This window comes from Nocardia vinacea NBRC 16497 (assembly GCF_000308835.1).
GTDB lineage: Bacteria > Actinomycetota > Actinomycetes > Mycobacteriales > Mycobacteriaceae > Nocardia > Nocardia vinacea.
This window is the reverse complement of the sequence record NZ_BAGN01000015.1, coordinates 21146-39010: the sequence shown is the minus strand read 5'-3', so window position 1 is coordinate 39010 and position 17865 is coordinate 21146. Positions and strand designations below refer to the sequence as shown.

16 protein-coding genes are annotated in these 17865 nt (G+C 65.5%); 7 read left to right on the top strand and 9 right to left on the bottom strand.

Annotation, left to right across the window (positions count from 1 at the left end):
* Positions 1-246: 246 nt before the first annotated feature.
* A complete protein-coding gene (locus ON44_RS02145; protein WP_040686119.1) occupies positions 247-1065 on the top strand; it encodes an HAD family hydrolase in 819 nt (272 codons plus the stop codon).
* Positions 1066-1558: 493 nt separating this feature from the next.
* On the opposite strand, the gene ON44_RS02140 is transcribed toward ON44_RS02145, so the two are convergent.
* The 5 genes from ON44_RS02140 to ON44_RS02120 form a co-directional block, all read right to left on the bottom strand.
* Entirely contained in the window at positions 1559-2305 is a 747-nt protein-coding gene (locus ON44_RS02140) for a Fic family protein (protein WP_040686066.1), read from the bottom strand.
* A 306-nt stretch (positions 2306-2611) separates the two neighbouring features.
* Entirely contained in the window at positions 2612-4303 is a 1692-nt protein-coding gene (locus ON44_RS02135) for a dipeptide ABC transporter ATP-binding protein (protein WP_051181371.1), read from the bottom strand.
* Positions 4304-4311: 8 nt separating this feature from the next.
* Positions 4312-5265, bottom strand: coding sequence for an ABC transporter permease (locus ON44_RS02130; RefSeq protein ID WP_040686064.1), 954 nt, complete (start codon positions 5263-5265; stop codon positions 4312-4314).
* Entirely contained in the window at positions 5258-6184 is a 927-nt protein-coding gene (locus ON44_RS02125; protein ID WP_040686063.1) for an ABC transporter permease, read from the bottom strand. Before ON44_RS02125 ends, ON44_RS02130 begins: the two co-directional genes overlap by 8 nt.
* A 64-nt stretch (positions 6185-6248) precedes the next feature.
* A complete protein-coding gene (locus tag ON44_RS02120; RefSeq protein WP_040686062.1) occupies positions 6249-7823 on the bottom strand; it encodes a peptide ABC transporter substrate-binding protein in 1575 nt (524 codons plus the stop codon).
* 458 nt (positions 7824-8281) lie between these two features.
* Between ON44_RS02120 and acs the strand changes: the two genes are divergently transcribed.
* The 4 genes from acs (at position 8282) to ON44_RS02100 (ending at position 13206) form a co-directional block, all read left to right on the top strand.
* Entirely contained in the window at positions 8282-10234 is a 1953-nt protein-coding gene (acs, locus tag ON44_RS02115) for an acetate--CoA ligase (protein WP_040686061.1), read from the top strand.
* A 170-nt stretch (positions 10235-10404) separates the two neighbouring features.
* Positions 10405-11664: a Na+/H+ antiporter NhaA gene (nhaA, locus tag ON44_RS02110; RefSeq protein WP_040686118.1), complete on the top strand. Its 1260-nt coding sequence runs from the start codon at positions 10405-10407 to the stop codon at positions 11662-11664.
* On the top strand, positions 11661-12206 hold the full coding sequence (locus ON44_RS02105; protein ID WP_040686060.1) for a phage holin family protein: 546 nt from the start codon (positions 11661-11663) through the stop codon (positions 12204-12206). Before nhaA ends, ON44_RS02105 begins: the two co-directional genes overlap by 4 nt.
* A 64-nt stretch (positions 12207-12270) precedes the next feature.
* Entirely contained in the window at positions 12271-13206 is a 936-nt protein-coding gene (locus tag ON44_RS02100) for an alpha/beta fold hydrolase (RefSeq protein ID WP_040686059.1), read from the top strand.
* Positions 13207-13266: 60 nt separating this feature from the next.
* On the opposite strand, the gene ON44_RS02095 is transcribed toward ON44_RS02100, so the two are convergent.
* The 4 genes from ON44_RS02095 to nth are packed head-to-tail and all read right to left on the bottom strand — an operon-like array spanning position 13267 to position 16485.
* Positions 13267-14460, bottom strand: a complete 1194-nt coding sequence (locus ON44_RS02095) for a MarP family serine protease (RefSeq protein ID WP_040686058.1) — start codon at positions 14458-14460, stop codon at positions 13267-13269.
* On the bottom strand, positions 14457-15176 hold the full coding sequence (locus ON44_RS02090) for an NUDIX hydrolase (RefSeq protein ID WP_083897602.1): 720 nt from the start codon (positions 15174-15176) through the stop codon (positions 14457-14459). The genes ON44_RS02095 and ON44_RS02090 overlap by 4 nt, the downstream gene beginning before the upstream one ends.
* Entirely contained in the window at positions 15173-15808 is a 636-nt protein-coding gene (locus ON44_RS02085) for a TlpA family protein disulfide reductase (protein WP_040686057.1), read from the bottom strand. The genes ON44_RS02090 and ON44_RS02085 overlap by 4 nt, the downstream gene beginning before the upstream one ends.
* Positions 15805-16485 (bottom strand): endonuclease III, encoded by a 681-nt coding sequence (gene nth, locus ON44_RS02080; protein ID WP_083897601.1) that lies wholly within the window; start codon positions 16483-16485, stop codon positions 15805-15807. Before nth ends, ON44_RS02085 begins: the two co-directional genes overlap by 4 nt.
* Positions 16486-16729: 244 nt before the next feature.
* Here nth and ON44_RS02075 point away from each other — a divergent pair, with 244 nt between their 5' ends.
* Both ON44_RS02075 and ON44_RS02070 read left to right on the top strand, forming a co-directional pair.
* Positions 16730-16972: a hypothetical protein gene (locus ON44_RS02075; protein WP_040686056.1), complete on the top strand. Its 243-nt coding sequence runs from the start codon at positions 16730-16732 to the stop codon at positions 16970-16972.
* 147 nt (positions 16973-17119) lie between these two features.
* Positions 17120-17794, top strand: coding sequence for a Crp/Fnr family transcriptional regulator (locus tag ON44_RS02070; protein WP_011206875.1), 675 nt, complete (start codon positions 17120-17122; stop codon positions 17792-17794).
* Positions 17795-17865 lie beyond the last annotated feature (71 nt).

Below are 17865 nucleotides of genomic sequence, written 5' to 3'. Positions count from 1 at the left end.
GGGGGTCGGGCTGAACGCGCCTGGACTATGTCCAGGTGCCAGCAATACTACACCCAAGCCCGGGCCACAACGCAAGTCTGTCTTCGGAGAACTTTGTGGCCACCACCGGCCCGGCGTCTCCGGGGCAAACCCGCCGAACGAACCAGACACCCGACCCGTCCGACAGCGTCGCCGCGGCATGCATATTCTGAACGAGTGACGGCCGATGGCGACCAGACAGAGCTCGAGGACCAGACGGCACGGGACGTGACGGCAACGAAGCGACCGAGCGCCGGTGGCGAGCGCGTAGCCGCTTTCTTCGATCTCGACAAGACGGTGATAGCGAAATCGAGCACCTACGTGTTCAGTAAGCCCTTCTACGCACAGGGCCTGCTGAACCGGCGCGCGGTGCTGGAGAGCAGCTACGCCCACTTCCTGTTCATGCTCTCGGGCGCCGACCACGATCAGATGGAGCGCATGCGCGCCAATCTGACGAATATGGTCGCGGGCTGGGATGTCGAGCAGGTGAAATCCATTGTGGCCGAAACACTTCACGAACTCGTCGACCCGCTGATCTATGCCGAGGCGGCGGATCTCATTGCCGACCACAAGATCCGGGGACACGATGTGGTGATCGTCTCGGCCTCGGGCGAGGAGATCGTCGGTCCGATCGCCGAGGTGCTGGGCGCCTCGCATACCGCGGCGACCCGGATGGTGGTCGAGGACGGCCGCTACACCGGCGAGGTCGAATTCTATTGCTACGGTGCGGGTAAGGTGACCGCGATCGAAAAGCTAGCCGCCACTGAGGGTTACGATCTCTCGCGGTGTTATGCCTACTCCGATTCGGTGACCGATCTACCGATGCTGAGCGCGGTGGGGCATCCGACGGCGGTGAACCCGGATCGCAATCTGCGACGCGAAGCGGTGGCCAAGGGCTGGCCGATTCTCACGTTCTCCAACCCGGTCTCGCTGTGGGCACGTTTCCAGAGCCCGTCGTCGACCACCCTTGCCGCGACGGCGGCGGTCGGGCTGAGCGCGGTGCTGGCCGGTGCGATCAGCTACCGGCTGTTGCGCCGGCGCCGCTGAGCTATTGCTGCCCGGCGCGGGCCGCGAGGCCGGGCTGATGAGGGGCGCGGCGGAGGGCTTGCTGACATAACACAGAGGCCGCTGCGACCAGGCATTTAAGCACGAAACGCCGGTAGACGCGCCGGTTATTTAATGTTTTTCCAAGCCTTGATGTGGGGGCGGTCACAGTGTAGAAATGTAACTACGGAAGGACGGAAGGCCTGAGCGGAGCCGGAAGAGAAGGCTCAGCTCCCCGACCTACCCTTCCCAGCACGGGCACCAGGCACCCACGCGGAGCGCGCCGCGACAAGGGCAGAAGCGTTGTGGGCCTGCGAGATCCGGGTTTTCGACGGCGAAGGCCTCGCACAGGTTGCGGGGATGAACCGGCGGAGTTCGGATAATCGCCGAGGCCGCAGAACACAACCCACCCAGCACGCTTGGTAACCGGGTATCCGTGCTAGCGGGCGGTGAGGTCGTCAACGACAACGCCGCCCGCTTTGATGTGTGTGGCCCCCTATCCGGATGCCGCGTCGGCGATCGATGTCGCCTCCCGCGCACCGTCTTCGAAGGCGCCGCAGCACAGGATCACCCAGCCGCCCACCGCATTCGGAGCACCCGAGCCGAATCCGGCCGCCGCATCCAGATACTGCTGACGCCGCCGCAACCAGAACACCTCCGGTACGCCGAGGCTGTGCGGGTCCAGCCCACTGGACGCGGCCACCAGTCGAGAGGCCGCCCGCGCCACGATGCCGTCGGCCGTACCGAACGGCCGCAAGGTCAGTAGTTCACCGTGCACGACCGCCGCGATGACCGGCGCGGGCGCCTTGGATCCGAGCACGGTCTGCACCAGCAGGTCGAGCCGTTCGGCCACACCGCCGTCAGCGCGCGGGCGCCCGAGCAGCGCCTCGTCGGTCACCAGATCGGCCGCGGCCAGCAGATGCAGCCGGGCCAGCGCCTGCAGCGGCGCGCGCTGCCAGGTGCCGACCAGATTCCGCAGCGCGTCACCGTCGAGCGCCTGCCCGACCCGCAGCGAGCCGGCCAGGATCGGATCCGCGACCCTGCCGTCAGCGGGCAGTTCGGTACTGCCGCCCTCGATGGCAGCGGATGAGCGCGCGGCACGCACCGCCGCCTCGGCGGCCGTAGTCGGCCAGCCTCGCCGGTTCGCCTTGTGCCGATGCACCGCGGCAAGCGCGTCACGCGCCTTATCGGCGGCTTCGCGCACACCTGGCAGATCGACGAGGGGCTGTAGCGGATCGGTCACTGAGACATTTTGCAGCGCCGGCGACGCTGCGTGTTCGCGGCCCCCTACTGTCTGGCGGCTGACCCTTTCGAGCGACCTGCAAGCAGTCGCTAGCGGCCCCTTTCGAGCGACCTGCAAGCAGTCCGCTAGCGGCCCCTTTCGAGCGACCTGCAAGCAGTCACTAGCGGCGCCGTCGAGACTCGCGACTTCGTCGCATGCGCTTCGACGACTCGGCTGTGTTCGACGGCCGCGCCTTCGGCACGGACGCGAGACGGGCCGCGAACATCGCTCGTAAGACTCACTCCGTCGGGGTCCGGTGCGCCCTGGTCAGCCTGCCAGCAGGTCCCGTCCGGGAATGGCGTCCAGCAGGCGGCGGGTGTACTCCTCCTCGGGGTTCTGGAAAACCTCGTCGGTTGTGGCCGCTTCGACGATTCTGCCGGTCTGCATGACCAGGACGTCGTCGGCGATCTGGCGGACGACGGCCAGGTCATGGGTGATGAACAGATAGGACAGACCCAGCTCGGCTTGTAAGTCGTTGAGCAGCTTGAGGATCTGAGCCTGGACGAGGACGTCGAGCGCGGAGACCGCCTCATCGCACACCACGACCTCCGGGGAGAGCGCGAGCGCACGGGCCACCGCGACGCGCTGGCGCTGGCCACCGGAGAGTTCATTGGGGTAGCGGCGCATTACCGAGGACGGCAGCGACACCTTGTCCAACAGGTCGCGCACCGTTGCCTCGCGTTCCTTGGCCGTGCCGATCTTATGCGTGCGCAGCGGCTCCTCGATGGTGCGATAGATCGAGTACATCGGATCCAGCGAACCGTAGGGGTCCTGGAAGATCGGCTGCACTCGACGACGAAAAGCGAACGCGCCCTTCCGATCCAGTTTCGCCACTTCACGACCGTCGAAGGTCACCGAACCCGATGTCGGTTCGAGCAGACCCAGAACCATCTGCGCCACAGTCGATTTACCCGAACCGGACTCGCCGACAATGGCAGTGGTCGTGCCGCGCTTCAGCCGGAACGACACATCATCGACCGCGACGAAATCCGTCGACTTCCACGGCGTACTGCCCCGAATCTTGAACGCCTTGGTCAGATTCTGTGCGACCACCACGTAATCGGAGACCGCCGCGATTTCCGTATCGGCCGCCGCGACCTCTTCCGCGACCTGTACGGCCTGCTTCCGCACTTCTATGCGCTCACGCACCGAGGACAGCCGCTGCGAGGCGAGCGAGGGTGCGGAATTCACCAGCTTCTTGGTGTACAGATGCTGGGGTTCGCGCAGAATCTGCAGTGCCGGACCGGATTCCACGACCTTGCCGCGATACATCACCACCAGGTGCTCGGCGCGTTCCGCGGCCAGGCCGAGGTCGTGGGTGATGAGCAGGACAGCGGTGCCGAGTTCGCTGGTGAGTCCGTCGAGATGGTCGAGGATCTGCCGCTGCACCGTCACGTCGAGGGCCGAGGTCGGCTCGTCGGCGATCAGCAGTTTGGGTCGGCAGGCCAATCCGATGGCGATGAGCGCGCGCTGGCGCATACCGCCGGAGAATTCGTGCGGATACTGGTTCACCCGGCGCGCCGCATCGGACATCCCGGCTTCCTCGAGCAGTTCGATGGCTCGCTGCTTGGCCGCCTTACCCTTGGCAATGCCATTGGCCTCCAAGGTCTCGCGGATCTGGAACCCGATCTTCCACACCGGGTTCAGATTCGACATCGGATCCTGCGGTACCAATCCGATACCGCTGCCGCGGACCGCGATGACCTCCCGCTTCGACGCCTTCGCCAGATCCTTGCCGTCGAACCTGATCGAGCCGGAGGTGACCTGCCCGGTGCCGGGCAGCAGGTCGATAATGCTGTGCGCAGTCGTTGATTTCCCGGATCCGGATTCGCCGACAATGGCGACGGTCTGGCCCGGATACACCGTCAGACCGACGTCGCGCACCGCCGGAATCTTCTTGCCCTCGGAGGAGAAGCAGACGTTGAGATCCTCGATCTCGAGCAATGGTTTATCCGACATCGCCGCGGTCACCTCTTCCTCGCCTTCGGATCGAGCGCGTCCCGCAGCGCGTCGCCGAGCAGGATGAAGCTCAGCACGGTGAGCGCCAAAGCCGTTGCGGGATAGAACAGAATCGGCGATCCGCCGCGCAACTCGTGCTGATTGGTATTGATATCCGAACCCCAGGACACAATCGTGCGCGGCAGGCCGACGCCGAGGTAGGACAGCGTCGCCTCGGTGACGATGAACGCGCCGAGCCAGATCGTCGTCACCACGATCAGCGGGCCGGCCGCATTCGGCAACACATGACGCAGCAGCGTGCGTATTCGGGACACACCCAATGCCTTCGCCGCCGTGACATATTCGCTGTTCTTCGCCTCGATCACCGCACTGCGCGCGATACGCGCCGCCTGCGGCCAGGTGAATGCGGCCAGGATCAGGATGACGGTCCAGATCGTGCGTGAATCGAGCAACTGCATGATGACGATCGCGGCCAGCATCAATGGAATCGCATAGAAGATCTCCGCAATGCGGGACACCACCGAATCGAGCAGCCCGCCGTAGAAGCCCGCAAGGGCCCCGAGCGTGCCGCCGACGAGCAGGAATACCGTGGTGGCACCCAAGCCCGCCATTACGGAAGCCCGTGCGCCGTAAACGGTTCGGGTATAGACATCGCAGCCCTGTTTATCGAAACCGAACGGATGTCCGGGCCCGCGCGGATCCATGCTGAAATCGCCGTTGCAGTAGCGCGGATCCTGATCGGAGAACAGGCCCGGCCACAGCACAACGATGGCGATGAACACGATCAGCACCGCGGCAACGATGAAGATCGGATTGCGGCGCAACTGCCGCCACGCGTCCTGCCAGATGCTGGTCGGCGAACCGGTATCGACGACCTGGTCGGTGGCGAGCACCTCGACTTCATCGGGCGGCGCGACGAAATGCTGCTGCCGGTCCGGAGCTTTCTTCTCGAGCTCAGGCATATCGGATCCTCGGGTCGAGCGCGGCATAGAGCAGATCGATGATCAGATTCGAGATCAGGAAGATCACGATGAGCACGGTCACGAACGAGACCACCGTCGGCGGCTCACCGCGGGTAATCGCCTGGTACAGCGTCCCACCCACGCCCGGGATGTTGAAGATGCCCTCGGTGACGACCGCGCCGCCGATCAACGCGCCGAGGTCGGCGCCGAGGAAGGTGATCACCGGAATCATCGAGTTACGCAGAATGTGCACGGTGACCACGCGCGGGCGACTGAGTCCCTTCGCGGTCGCGGTGCGCACGTAATCGGCGGACATGTTCTCCGCCACCGAATTTCGGGTCAGCCGCAGCACATAGGCGAACGAGAGCGAACCGAGAACGAATGCGGGCACGAGCAATTCACCGACGCTGGCCTTACCCGTGACGGTCACCGGCGCAATACCCCACTTCACACCCAGTACGAACTGGGCAAGGAAGCCGATCACGAAGATCGGCACCGCGATGATGATCAGACTGACCACCAGCAGCGTGGAATCGAAGAGTTTGCCTTTGCGCAGCCCCGCGATCAGACCGAAGACGACACCGAAGACACCCTCGATGAGCACCGCCATGAATGCCAATTTGATGGTGATCGGGAAGGCGCGGGCGAGTTCGTCGCGCACCGGTCGACCGGAGAAGGCCGTCCCGAAATCGAGGGTGAAAATGCCCTTCAGATACAGCAGATACTGCACGATGAACGGACGATCCAGGTGATAACGCGCACGCAGTTGGGCCTCGACGGCAGGCGTCATCGGCTTGTCGCCGGCCAGCGCGTGGATCGGATCGCCCGGAACTAAGAAGACCAGTGCATAGATGAGCAGCGTCGCCCCGAGGAAGACGGGGATCATTTGGAGCAGACGCCGCACGACATACCAGGCCATTTCGTCTCCTGGGTGAGCGGAGCGGTCGTGCCGTCACAATGTGCGGCACGACCGCGCCGAGCGGCTACTTCTCGATGTTTTCGAAGTCGAACAGACCATTCCAGGCCAGGTCGGCCTTCTTCACCTTGTCCGAACGTCCCGCCGCGGCGAGATAATCGAGCACGGGGATATCGGCCATATCCTTGATCAGCAACGCCTGCGCCTGCGCCACGATCTTGTACGACTCCTCCAGTGTCGGCGCGGCCAGTGCGGCGTCGAGCAGGTGGTCGAATTCGGGGCTCTTGTAGTCGACGTTATTGGTTTCGGAGTAGCTGTAGTACTGCGAGGTGAGGAACTGCAGCATGGTCGGGTAGTCGCCCTGCCAGCCGTAGCGGAACGCCTTGCCGATCGTCTTCTGGTTCACCAGATCTCGGATGTTCTTGAACGTCGGATACGGCGCGCCGACGGCATCGATACCGAGGGTGTTCTTGATGCTGTTGGCCACGGCCTCGATCCACGCCTGGTGGCCGCCGTCGGAGTTGTAGGCGATTTCGTAGCGCCCCGACCACGGCGAAATGGCATCGGCCTGCGCCCAGATCTTCTTGGCCTCTTCGGGGTTGTACTTCAATACTTCGGAGCCGGGCAGGTTCCCGTTGAATCCGGGCAGGGTGCTCGAGGTGAAGTCGCGCGCCGGAATCTTGGTGCCGTTGAAGATGGTGTCGCAGATCTGCTGCCGGTTGATCGCCATCGAGATGGCGCGGCGACGCAGCAGGCCTTCCTCACCGCCGAAGTGCGGGACATTGGCTTGGACGCCGATGTGCTGGTTCTGCGCGGACGGCTCCAGGATCGCGCGATCGCCGAGGTCCTTCTTGTACGAAGTCAGCGCGCTGTCCGGAATGGTGTCGAGGGTATCGAGATTGCCTGCCTGCAGATCCGAGTAGGCGGTATCGAACGACTGATACATGACGAACCGCAGACCCTTGTTCTTGGGCGCGCGTCCGCCCGTGTAGTCCGGGTTGGGCGTCAGGTCGATCTTGACGTTGTGCTCCCAGGTCTGGAACTTGTACGGGCCGTTGCCGACCGGGTTCTCACCGAAGGCCTTCATATCCTTGAACGCGGCATCGGGCAGCGGATAGAACGGCGCGTAGCCGAGTTCGGTCTCGAAGTCGATGGACGGCGACTTCAGCTCGACGGTGAAGGTTCGGTCGTCGACCACCTTCAGACCCGACATCGTTTGCGCCGTGGGTTTTTCCGCCGACACCTCGTCGAATCCGACGATCGGGGTGAACGCGTAACTCTGCAGCTGACCGTTGGTGCCGAGGGCGCCGTAGTTCCAGGCGTCGACGAACGACTTCGCGGTCACCGTGCTGCCGTCGGTGAACTTCCAGTCCGGCTTGATGGTGATCGTGTAGGTCTTGCGGTCGGTCGTCTTGATGGACTCGGCCATCTCGTCGTGCGCAACACCCTTGCCGTCGTAGTACTTCAGACCCGCGAACAGCCGGTCGACGACGCGGCCGCCCATATTCTCGTTGGTATTGGTCGGCACCAACGGATTCTGCGGCTCACCACCGTTCGTGGTGACGATGTCGGCGTCGGCACTATCGCTCGACGAACATGCGGACAGTCCCAGGCTTGTGGCCAGCAGGACTGCCGCGGTCAACGCTGTAGCTCTGTTGAATCTCAACGCGTTCTCCCGATTTCGAGACAGGCGAAGGGGATCCGCGACGACGCATGGGTATCTGCCCAGCGCGCCTCGACTCGATCCGCCTTGGAATGCCTGGGACGTTAGCTATTCGAAGCAGCCTTGTCACCGGATTGACAGAGGTTCGTTCCACTTGTTACCAATCCGGCAACATCCTCGAAACGCGCTAAACATTAAGGAGAAGACAGGCATCCGCCGGAAGTATGCCTCCGTTGGGGCTTCCGGCATCCGGAGCTGGTTGGTCTATGACGATAGCTACCGAAGGCCCGGTTTGTCAGCGGATCGCGCAGGATACCCGCCGCGGTGACGGGATGGAAACCCAATGGACACACCGGGCGCGGGCTGGATCACAGTTGGCTACTGTCGAAATCGACTGCGACTGCCAGCACCACGGGGCTACGTGAGGAAGAGACGAGATGACCGAAACCACCGACCACCGGGACTCGTACCCGCCGACCGCGGAGTTCGCCGCGACGGCGAATGCCGACGCGTCGTTGTACCCGCGGGCCACGGCGGATCGCGACGCGTTCTGGGCCGAGCAGGCCGACCGGCTGCACTGGGAGCAGCCGTGGACGCAGGTACTCGACTGGAGTGACGCGCCCGTCGCGAAGTGGTTCGTCGACGGCAAGCTCAATGTCGCCTACAACTGCGTGGACCGCCATGTGCTCGACGGGCACGGCGATCAGGTCGCCATCCATTGGGAGGGCGAACCGGGCGACTCCCGCGACATCACCTATGCCGAACTCCTCGCCGAAGTTTCCCGCGCCGCAAACTATCTGACCGAACTCGGGCTCGAAGCGGGCGATCGGGTCGCCATCTATATGCCGATGGTTCCCGAGGCGATCGTGTCGATGCTGGCCTGCGCCCGACTCGGACTGACGCATTCGGTGGTATTCGCCGGCTTCTCCCCCACCGCGCTGCGCCAGCGCGTCGACGACGCGAGCGCCCGGTTGATCATCACCACCGACGGTCAGTGGCGTCGCGGTAAGGCCGCCCCGCTCAAGGAGGCCGTCGACGAGGCGCTCTACGCCAATGGCGATGTGCCGCACTCTGTCGAGCATGTACTGGTGGTGCGCCGCACCGATATCGAGGTGCCGTGGACCGAGGGTCGCGACCTGTGGTGGCACGAGACCGTCGCGCAGGCCGCTCCCGAACACCAGGCGCAGGCCTTCGATGCCGAGCACCCACTGTTCATCCTCTACACCTCCGGTACCACCGGTAAGCCCAAGGGCATCCTGCACACCAGCGGCGGGTATCTCACCCAGGCGTCCTACACCCACCACAATGTCTTCGACCACAAGGCCGGACAGGACATCTACTGGTGCACCGCCGATATCGGCTGGGTCACCGGGCACACCTACATCGTCTACGGACCGCTGTCGAACCGGACCACCCAGGTCGTCTACGAGGGCACGCCGAACTTCCCGGATGAGCACCGGCACTGGAATATCGTCGAAAAGTACAGCGTCACAATCTATTACACGGCGCCGACGCTGGTGCGCACATTCATGAAGTGGGGTAGGGAGATTCCGGCCGCGCATGATCTGTCCAGCATCCGGGTGCTCGGTAGCGTCGGCGAACCGATCAATCCGGAGGCCTGGCGCTGGTACCGCGAGGTGATCGGCGCGAACACCGCGCCCATCGTGGACACCTGGTGGCAGACCGAGACGGGGTCGATCATGATCTCCCCGCTGCCGGGCGTCACCGCCGCGAAGCCCGGTGCGGCGATGACTCCGCTGCCCGGAATTTCGGCGAAGGTCGTCGACGAGGAGGGCAAGGCGGTCCAACTCGGTGAGACCGAGGCCAACGGCTATCTGGTGCTCGATCAACCGTGGCCGTCGATGTTGCGCGGCATCTGGGGCGATATGGACCGCTACCGGTCCACCTACTGGGAGCGCTACGCAGAACAGGGCTGGTACTTCGCCGGTGACGGCGCCAAGCTCGATGCCGACGGCGATCTGTGGGTGCTCGGCCGGGTCGACGATGTGATGAATGTGTCGGGTCACCGCATCTCCACCGCCGAGGTCGAATCCGCGCTGGTCGGTCACTCCGGGGTGGCCGAGGCCGCGGTGGTGGGCGCCAGTGATACGACCACCGGCCAGGGCATCGTCGCCTTCGTGATCCTGACGGCCGAGGCCAAGGACACCGGCGACGCGCTGATCGACGAACTGAAGGCGGAGGTGTCGCGGGAGATCAGCCCGATCGCCCGGCCCCGCGAGATCCACGTGGTGCCCGAGCTGCCCAAGACCCGCAGCGGCAAGATCATGCGGCGACTGCTGCGCGATGTCGCGGAGGGCCGCGAATTGGGCGACACCTCGACGCTGGTCGATCCGAATGTTTTCGAGGCGATTCGGGCCAGCCGCGCCTGAGTCGGCACATCGCGTACGGCCGGTGACGGAATTCGTCACCGGCCGTACCAGTTAGAATTGCGTAAGGTGTGCCGGGAAGCCTGGTCGGCATGCGGTCGTGTACCTGAAAGCCGGATCGGTGGGATTGCGCGTCCGCGGTCGGAGTCCACCCTGGCGGAAGGTTTCCCGTGATCACCCAAGTTCGCTCGGAGCTGACGCGCTATCTACGCACCGAAACCGTTGGTGGCGCGATACTTCTGATCGCGGCTGCTGCTGCGTTGCTGTGGGTGAACTCGCCGTGGGGCCAGAGCTACTTCACCGTCACCGAGTACGCCCTGCCGATCAAGGCACTGCATCTGGATCTCACCGTCGCGGACTGGACCGAGGACGGTCTGCTGGCCATCTTCTTCTTCGTCGCCGGATTGGAGCTCAAACGCGAGCTGGTCGTCGGCGAGCTCGCCGATCCCAAGCGGGCCGCGCTGCCGATCATCGCGGCGGTCGGCGGCGTGGTCACTCCGGCACTGATCGCATTTGCCGTCGGATTCGGCGTCGACGGGATGGAGCGGGGCTGGGCCATCCCGGTGGCGACCGATATCGCGTTCGCGCTGGCCGTGCTCGCCATGACCGGCTCCCGGATCCCGGCGAGCGCACGGGTCTTCCTGCTGAGCCTCGCGGTGGTCGACGATCTGCTCGCCATCATCCTGATCGCGGTGCTGTTCACCACAACGGTGTCGGCGCTGTGGCTGCTGGCCGCGGCAGGCTGTTTCGCGGGGTGGGCGCTGGCCCAGCACAAGCGGATCTGCACACCGCTGCTGTATGTGCCGCTCGCGCTGATCTCCTGGTACGCGCTGCACGAGGCGGGCATCCATCCGACACTGGCCGGTGTCGCGCTCGGTCTGCTCACCAGGGTGCGCAAGGATCCGGGCGAGTCCGAAGCCCCGGCAACCCGGCTCGAGCATATGGTCCAGCCGATCTCGGCCGGGCTCTGTGTACCGCTGTTCGCCTTGTTCGCCTCCGGAGTTCCGTTGGACGGCAAGGTTTTCCAGCAGCTGTTCAGCGATAGGCTGTCGCTGGCCATAATTCTCGGATTGCTACTGGGCAAGACCGTCGGCATCTTCGGAATCAGCTGGGTGGCAATCCGATTGGGCATCGCGAAGCGTCCGGCCAGCCTGGGCTACCGGGACATGTTCGCCCTCTCGGTGCTCGGTGCGATCGGCTTCACCGTTAGCCTTCTGGTGGCAGAACTCGCGCTGACGGACGTCGGTGACGGCTCGGCCGTCGAATTGGCGAAGGCCGCGGTGTTGGTGACGTCAATGACGGCGTCGCTCGCGGGTTCGGCGCTACTGTTGCGGCGTGGGCGTGTCCACCAGGCGCGGCGGGACGCGCGTGCGATAGAACGAGAGACCGAGGCGGAAGCAGTGCCGGGACAGGGAGAAGGGTCGACCAAGTGAGTTTCGCCCAAGATAGGAATGGGACGCAGCGTGGTAACGGGGACGAGTCGCGTCGCGACCGCACCGTGACCTCGATTCCCCTTTCGGACGCCAACCCGGCTGGGTCGGCGAGCTTCGGCACCCTGGTCCGCGATGCCACCGAGCAGATGTCGACGCTGGTGCGGGCCGAGGTCGCGCTGGCCAAGGCCGAGGTGACCGGGGAGATCAAGAAGGGGCTGCAGGGCAGCGTCTACTTCATCCTCGCGTTGACCGTGCTGCTGTTCAGCACCTTCTTCTTTTTCTTCTTCCTCGGCGAGCTGCTCGATGTCTGGCTGGCGCGCTGGGCGGCGTTCCTGATCGTGTTCCTGCTGATGATCGTCGCGACGGCGGTGCTCGCCCTGCTCGGCTATCTGCGGGTCAAGAAGCTGCGGGCGCCGGAGAAGACGATCGATTCGCTCAAGCAGGCGCGCACGGTGCTGCCGAGCGGATTCGGCTCGCACGAGGAGCACCTCGTGCTCGCGGAGCCGACGCAGTCGAAGTCGCTCGAGCAGCCGTCGAAGTAGACGGTCGGGCGGCGCGCCAGCGTCGACTAGGCGGTTGGCCGGACCCCCACTAGGCTCGGTCGGCGTGTCGTCGAACTCATTTCCCGATCCGTCCAGCGTCCGTTACGACGGTCCGTGGACGCATCGGGACGTGCACGCAAACGGCATTCGCTTCCATGTCGTCGAGGCCGAGCCGGACCGCCCGGACGCACCGCTGGTCGTCCTGCTGCACGGATTCGCCGACCTCTGGTGGTCCTGGCGACATCAGCTGACCGGACTCTCGGAACTCGGCTATCGCGCGGTCGCGGTGGATCTGCGCGGCTACGGCGACAGTGATAAACCGCCGCGCGGCTATGACGGTTGGACGCTGGCCGGTGATATCGCCGGCCTCATCCGCGCCATGGGCTATTCCGAGGCCACGCTGGTCGGACATGCCGACGGCGGCCTGGTGTGCTGGACGACCGCGGTGCTGCATCCACGACTGGTGCGCTCGATCGCACTGGTCAGTTCCCCGCATCCGGCCGCGCTCAAGAGCTCGGTACTGCGGGACCGGCGTCAGCGCCGCACCTGGCTGCCGAATTTCCTGCGCTATCAGCTGCCGCGCTACGGCGAACATCTGCTGACCACCGGCAACGGCTTCGAGGTCGAGCGGCTGTTACGCCAGCGGGTGAGCCGAACCTGGTCGGGCACCGCCGAATTCATCGATACGGCCGATCGGATGCGCTCGGCCATCCAGATTCCGGGCGCGGCGCACTGTGCGCTGGAGTATCAGCGCTGGGCCTTCCGCAGTCAGTGGCGTCCGGATGGTCGGCGGTTCATGGCCACCATGCGGGTGCCGATCCGCATTCCGGTGCTGGCCATGCGCGGTGAACTCGACGGCTACATCCTGCCCGCGACCTTCCAGCGCGCCCGCCGGTTGTCACCACAGCGGCGACAGGTCGTTATTCCCGGCGCGGGTCACTTTGCGCACCAAGAGAACCCGGAAGCGGTCACGATGGAGTTGGCCAAGCTGCTCGGGTAGCCGGTTCCGTCGAGTCCGACCCGGGCGACCGGCTCGCATAGCCAGCCGCCCCAGCCGGTCTCAGCTCAGTACGCAGGCTCCGGTCTGAATCTGCGTATTCGACCCGGGCGCGGCCTCCACCTGCGCACGCACCTCGTTCAGCGTCAGCACATAACCGGTGTCATCGTCGGTGACAGCCGCACCGAAGACCACACCGAGCACCTGCCCCTCGGTATCCACCAGCGGCCCACCGGAATTACCGGCCCGCACCAACCCGCGGACGGTGTAGACCTCACGCTCCACCGTGCCGTTGCGGTAGATGGTCGGCCCGGTCAGATCCAGCGTCTCGCGCACCCGAGCCGCGCTGGCCGTGTACGGTCCGCCGCCCGGGTAGCCGAGCACGATGGCACTGTCGCCGGAGTGCGCGGGCGAGGGCGCCTGCGGGACGATCGGGGCGGTGAGGCCGGGCACCGCGAGCACCGCGACATCCTTGGACGGATCGAACAGCACCACCGTCGCCTCGAGCGGGCCGCGCGCGGTATCCACGCTGACGCTCGTCGTACCCGCGACCACGTGCGCATTGGTCATCACGCGTTCGGGCGCGATCACGAAGCCCGAACCCTCCAGCGCCCGCTGGCAGCTCGGTGCCACGCCGCGGATGCGCAGCACGCTCTGCTGCAGCGAGGCCGCGACCGGGCTGGCGAGCACGCTGGGGTCAGGCGGTTCGACCGCAGCGATCGGCGCGCGACCGAACGGTCCGATGACATCCGGCAGCCCGGAGGTGTTGAGCAGTTTGGAGAATTCGTTCGGCAGCCGCCGCAGCCAATTCGGGGAGACATCGTTGACGTCGGCGAGCACCTTCGAACCATTGATGGCCGCGGCGATGGCCGGCTGGGACGAGGTGGCCAGCGGTAACGCCAGCAGCCATGCGGTGACCAGCACCGCGACCGCCTGCAGCACCGCGCCGACGACGCTGTCCACGCTGCGGGTGAACGGATGCCGCATACCGCCGCGCGCGGCCCGGCCGAGCACCATGCCCGCCACCTCACCGACGATGACCAGCAGCACGATCAACAGCACGCCGGTGAGCACCCGTGGTCTGCCCTCGTTGACATGGACCAGGATGTGCGGCGCGATGAGAATGCCCGCGACCGCGCCGAGTACGACGCCCAGGAAGGCCAGCGCGGAGGCCACCGCGCCCTGCCGCCAACCGGAGGAGGCGGCCAGCAGCGCGAGCAGCACCACCGCGATATCGAGCCAAGCCGATGAACTCATAACGTCATCCCTACGGCCGCCAGCGCGGACTCTAGATCGCGAACATCGCTGTGGTCCCAGTCCCGTTCCCATCCGGCGGCCTTGCAGATGCCCGCCAGAATGCCGCCGGTCAGTCCCCACACCAGCATTCCGTCCACCTGGAATGCCGGACTCTGATAGCCGAGGCTGCCGCGCACCATGAAGCGATTCGCCGGGTCGAGCAGGTCCGCGAGCGGCACCCGCACGACACGTTCGGTCTCGGTGTGGTTGACCACCTGGACCGCCCTCGGGGTGTGCCAGTAGGCCACCACCGGGGTCACGTCGAATCGGGACGGGGGCACGAACAGCTTCGGCAGTACCGCGAAGGTTTCGACGCCCTCGCGCGCCAGCCCGGTCTCCTCACAGGCCTCGCGCAGGGCGGTATCGATCGGGCCGGAGTCGCCGGGATCGACCGCTCCGCCGGGAAAAGCGACCTGACCCCGGTGCTGGCGCATGGTGGACGCGCGCTGGGTGAGCAGCACATCCGCATCGGCGGGCAGCCCGCCCGGCGCCTCGGGATCGGCTTCGGGCGAACCACTGAACAGCACGAGCACGGCCGCTTGCCGCGGCGTGGTGCTGATCGTCATGGCCCGCCGCACCGCCCGCGCCAGGGACAGCGTGTCGGTGGAATCGGTATTCGGGTCCGCCGCCCGGCGCAGCCACCGCGGGATGCTGTGCGGCACGGAGATCTCGGTCATGCCGCAACTCCCAAATTGTTCGCGACCGTATCGGCGATATCGCCGACGCCGTTGAAGGCCCGCACCACCACCTCGGCGACCGAACCATCGGCACGCAACAACACCGATACCGGCAGCACCGCGGGCGCACCGACCGCGGTTCGTACCTTGGTACGCGGGTCGAGGACTCCGGGCAACGTCACCTTCAGGTCGGTCAGCAGCGCGAGCGCCCTCGCCTCATCCGGATCGCTGTGCACGGTCAGCACGGTAATCGCGTTTCCGGCCCGTCGCGCGTACTCCTGCACATCCGGCAACTCCTTGGCGCACGGTCCACACCAGTACGCCCACAGGTTCAGCAGTGCCGGTTTGCCCGCGAGCGCGGCCGCCAGGTCGACCGGTTTACCGTCGGACAGACAGGTCAGGGCGAGTCCGGCAAGCGGCCCGCGTCCCACCGCATCCGCCGCGGGCGTCGGACAATTCGCCAGCCCGGCGGCGGTGCGCGCCTCGACCGGTGCGCTCGCAAGGGAATTCGCCGGATGGTCGCCGCTCGTCACGGTGTCGTCGTTATCGCGGGGCCACAGCGCGACCGCCAAGGCCACAACGGTGATCAACCCTGCCAGCGCCAAGCGCGCCGCGACAGGTAATCGTCTCACCGGCCCACCAGCTCGAGCAGATGCTCCGCCTCCGGACCCTTCACCAGCTTGGCCGCGGTTTCCGGATCGGTCACCCCGACCCCGAACGAGGGGCAATCCTTGGCCAGAATGCAGACACCGCATGCGGGCTTGCGGGAATGGCAGACCCGACGCCCGTGGAAAATCACGCGATGGGACAGCATTGTCCATTCCTTGCGTTCGATGATCGCGCCGATGGCATGTTCGACCTTCACCGGATCTTCCTCGGTGGTCCACGCCCAGCGGCGCACCAGCCGGCCGAAATGGGTGTCGACCGTGATGCCGGGCACCCCGAAGGCGTTGCCGAGGATGACGTTGGCAGTCTTGCGGCCGATGCCGGGCAACTGCACCAGTTCGTCGAGGGTGTGAGGCAATTCACCATCGAAGCGTTCGACCAGCGCCTGACCGAGCCCGATCAGCGAACTGGTCTTGTTGCGGAAGAAGCCGGTCGGCCGGATGTATTCCTCCAGCTCGGCGCGGTTTGCCTCGGCGTAGGCGCGGGCATCCCGATACTTCGCGAAGAGCGCGGGTGTGGTCAGATTCACCCGCTCATCGGTGCACTGCGCGGAAAGTATTGTCGCAACCGCCAATTCGAGCGGTGTGGTGAAATCCAGCTCACAATGCGCGTCCGGAAAAGCCACCGCGAGAGTGCGGTTCATCCGGCGGGCCCTTCGGGTCAGGCCGAGCTGGGTTTCCGCTTGTCGCACTCGGGATTTGCGCTTCGGCGCGGGGACCGCGGCGGGTTGCGCATCGGTCGCCTCGACGGCAGGCGCAGGCCCGCTAACGGCAGCTGTGGAGGGGGAGACACGCACGCGTCCACCATACGGAACCACCCCACAACGGTGGCCTCCTAGATCTCTTGCCGTGTTCCATCTGAGACCTAGACCGTGTTTACTGCTCGTCATGCAAGGACTCGCTGTGGTGCTCTTCCCAGTGGTGCTGATGCTGTTTGCACTGGGCATGGAGCGGGTCGAGAATCGGCTCCGCAAACTTCTCGAACCCGACGAAGAGGTTCAGCAGTACCTGGACAAGGCAAGCAACGCCGAAGTGAAGGAGCTGACGAAGCTCGGACTGCCCGCCGCGGTGGCACGGATGCGCAGGCGCCGGTCCCGTGGCGAAGAGCTGGACGTCGCACGCGCCAGCTGAACCCCCTACCAACCGGTACCTGGCACGCCGCGCAATCCACTCGTTACGTGGTGTCTGTCACTACGCTGCTGTAATGCCGCGTAGACTGCGCTGTTGGCCGAATCGCTTCGGTCCAGGACAGAGCCATTTCCCATAAGGAGCACATTCGTGGACGAGGCCCTCGCCAGAGCAGGCATCTTCCAAGGCGTAGAGCCCACCGCGGTGGCGGCTCTTGCCAAACAACTGCAGCCCGTGGATTTTCCGCGCGGCCATGTCATCTTCAACGAGGGCGAGCCCGGCGACCGGTTGTACATCATCACATCCGGCAAGGTGAAGATCGGACGGCGTTCCCCGGACGGCAGGGAAAACCTGCTGACCATCATGGGTCCGTCGGACATGTTCGGTGAGCTGTCGATCTTCGACCCGGGTCCGCGCACCTCGACCGCTACCACCGTGACCGAGGTCCGTGCGGTCACCATGGACCGTGACGCACTCAAGTCCTGGATCGACCAGCGGCCCGAGATCGCCGAGCAACTGTTGCGCGTTCTCGCCCGTCGTTTGCGCCGCACCAACAACAACCTGGCCGACCTGATCTTCACCGACGTCCCCGGCCGGGTCGCCAAGGCGTTGCTGCAGCTCGCGCAGCGGTTCGGCACCCAGGAGGCCGGTGCGCTGCGGGTCACCCACGACCTCACCCAGGAAGAGATCGCGCAGCTGGTCGGCGCCTCCCGCGAGACCGTGAACAAGGCTCTGGCCGACTTCGCGCACCGCGGCTGGCTACGGCTGGAGGGCAAGAGCGTGCTGATCTCCGACTCCGAGCGCCTGGCCCGCCGCGCGCGCTGACGCTCGAATCCGATCGGCGACCGAACACCCGGCCGCTACGAAGACGCGTCGTGGCAGGTGGCCGCCGCGGC

Coding starts and splice junctions, on each gene's coding strand:
- ON44_RS02135 (WP_051181371.1), bottom strand. CDS start 4,303: ATGTCGGATAAACCATTGCTCGAGATCGAGGATCTCAACGTCTGCTTC.
- ON44_RS02130 (WP_040686064.1), bottom strand. CDS start 5,265: ATGCCTGAGCTCGAGAAGAAAGCTCCGGACCGGCAGCAGCATTTCGTC.
- ON44_RS02125 (WP_040686063.1), bottom strand. CDS start 6,184: ATGGCCTGGTATGTCGTGCGGCGTCTGCTCCAAATGATCCCCGTCTTC.
- acs (WP_040686061.1), top strand. CDS start 8,282: ATGACCGAAACCACCGACCACCGGGACTCGTACCCGCCGACCGCGGAG.
- ON44_RS02095 (WP_040686058.1), bottom strand. CDS start 14,460: ATGAGTTCATCGGCTTGGCTCGATATCGCGGTGGTGCTGCTCGCGCTG.
- ON44_RS02090 (WP_083897602.1), bottom strand. CDS start 15,176: ATGACCGAGATCTCCGTGCCGCACAGCATCCCGCGGTGGCTGCGCCGG.
- nth (WP_083897601.1), bottom strand. CDS start 16,485: ATGAACCGCACTCTCGCGGTGGCTTTTCCGGACGCGCATTGTGAGCTG.
- ON44_RS02075 (WP_040686056.1), top strand. CDS start 16,730: ATGCAAGGACTCGCTGTGGTGCTCTTCCCAGTGGTGCTGATGCTGTTT.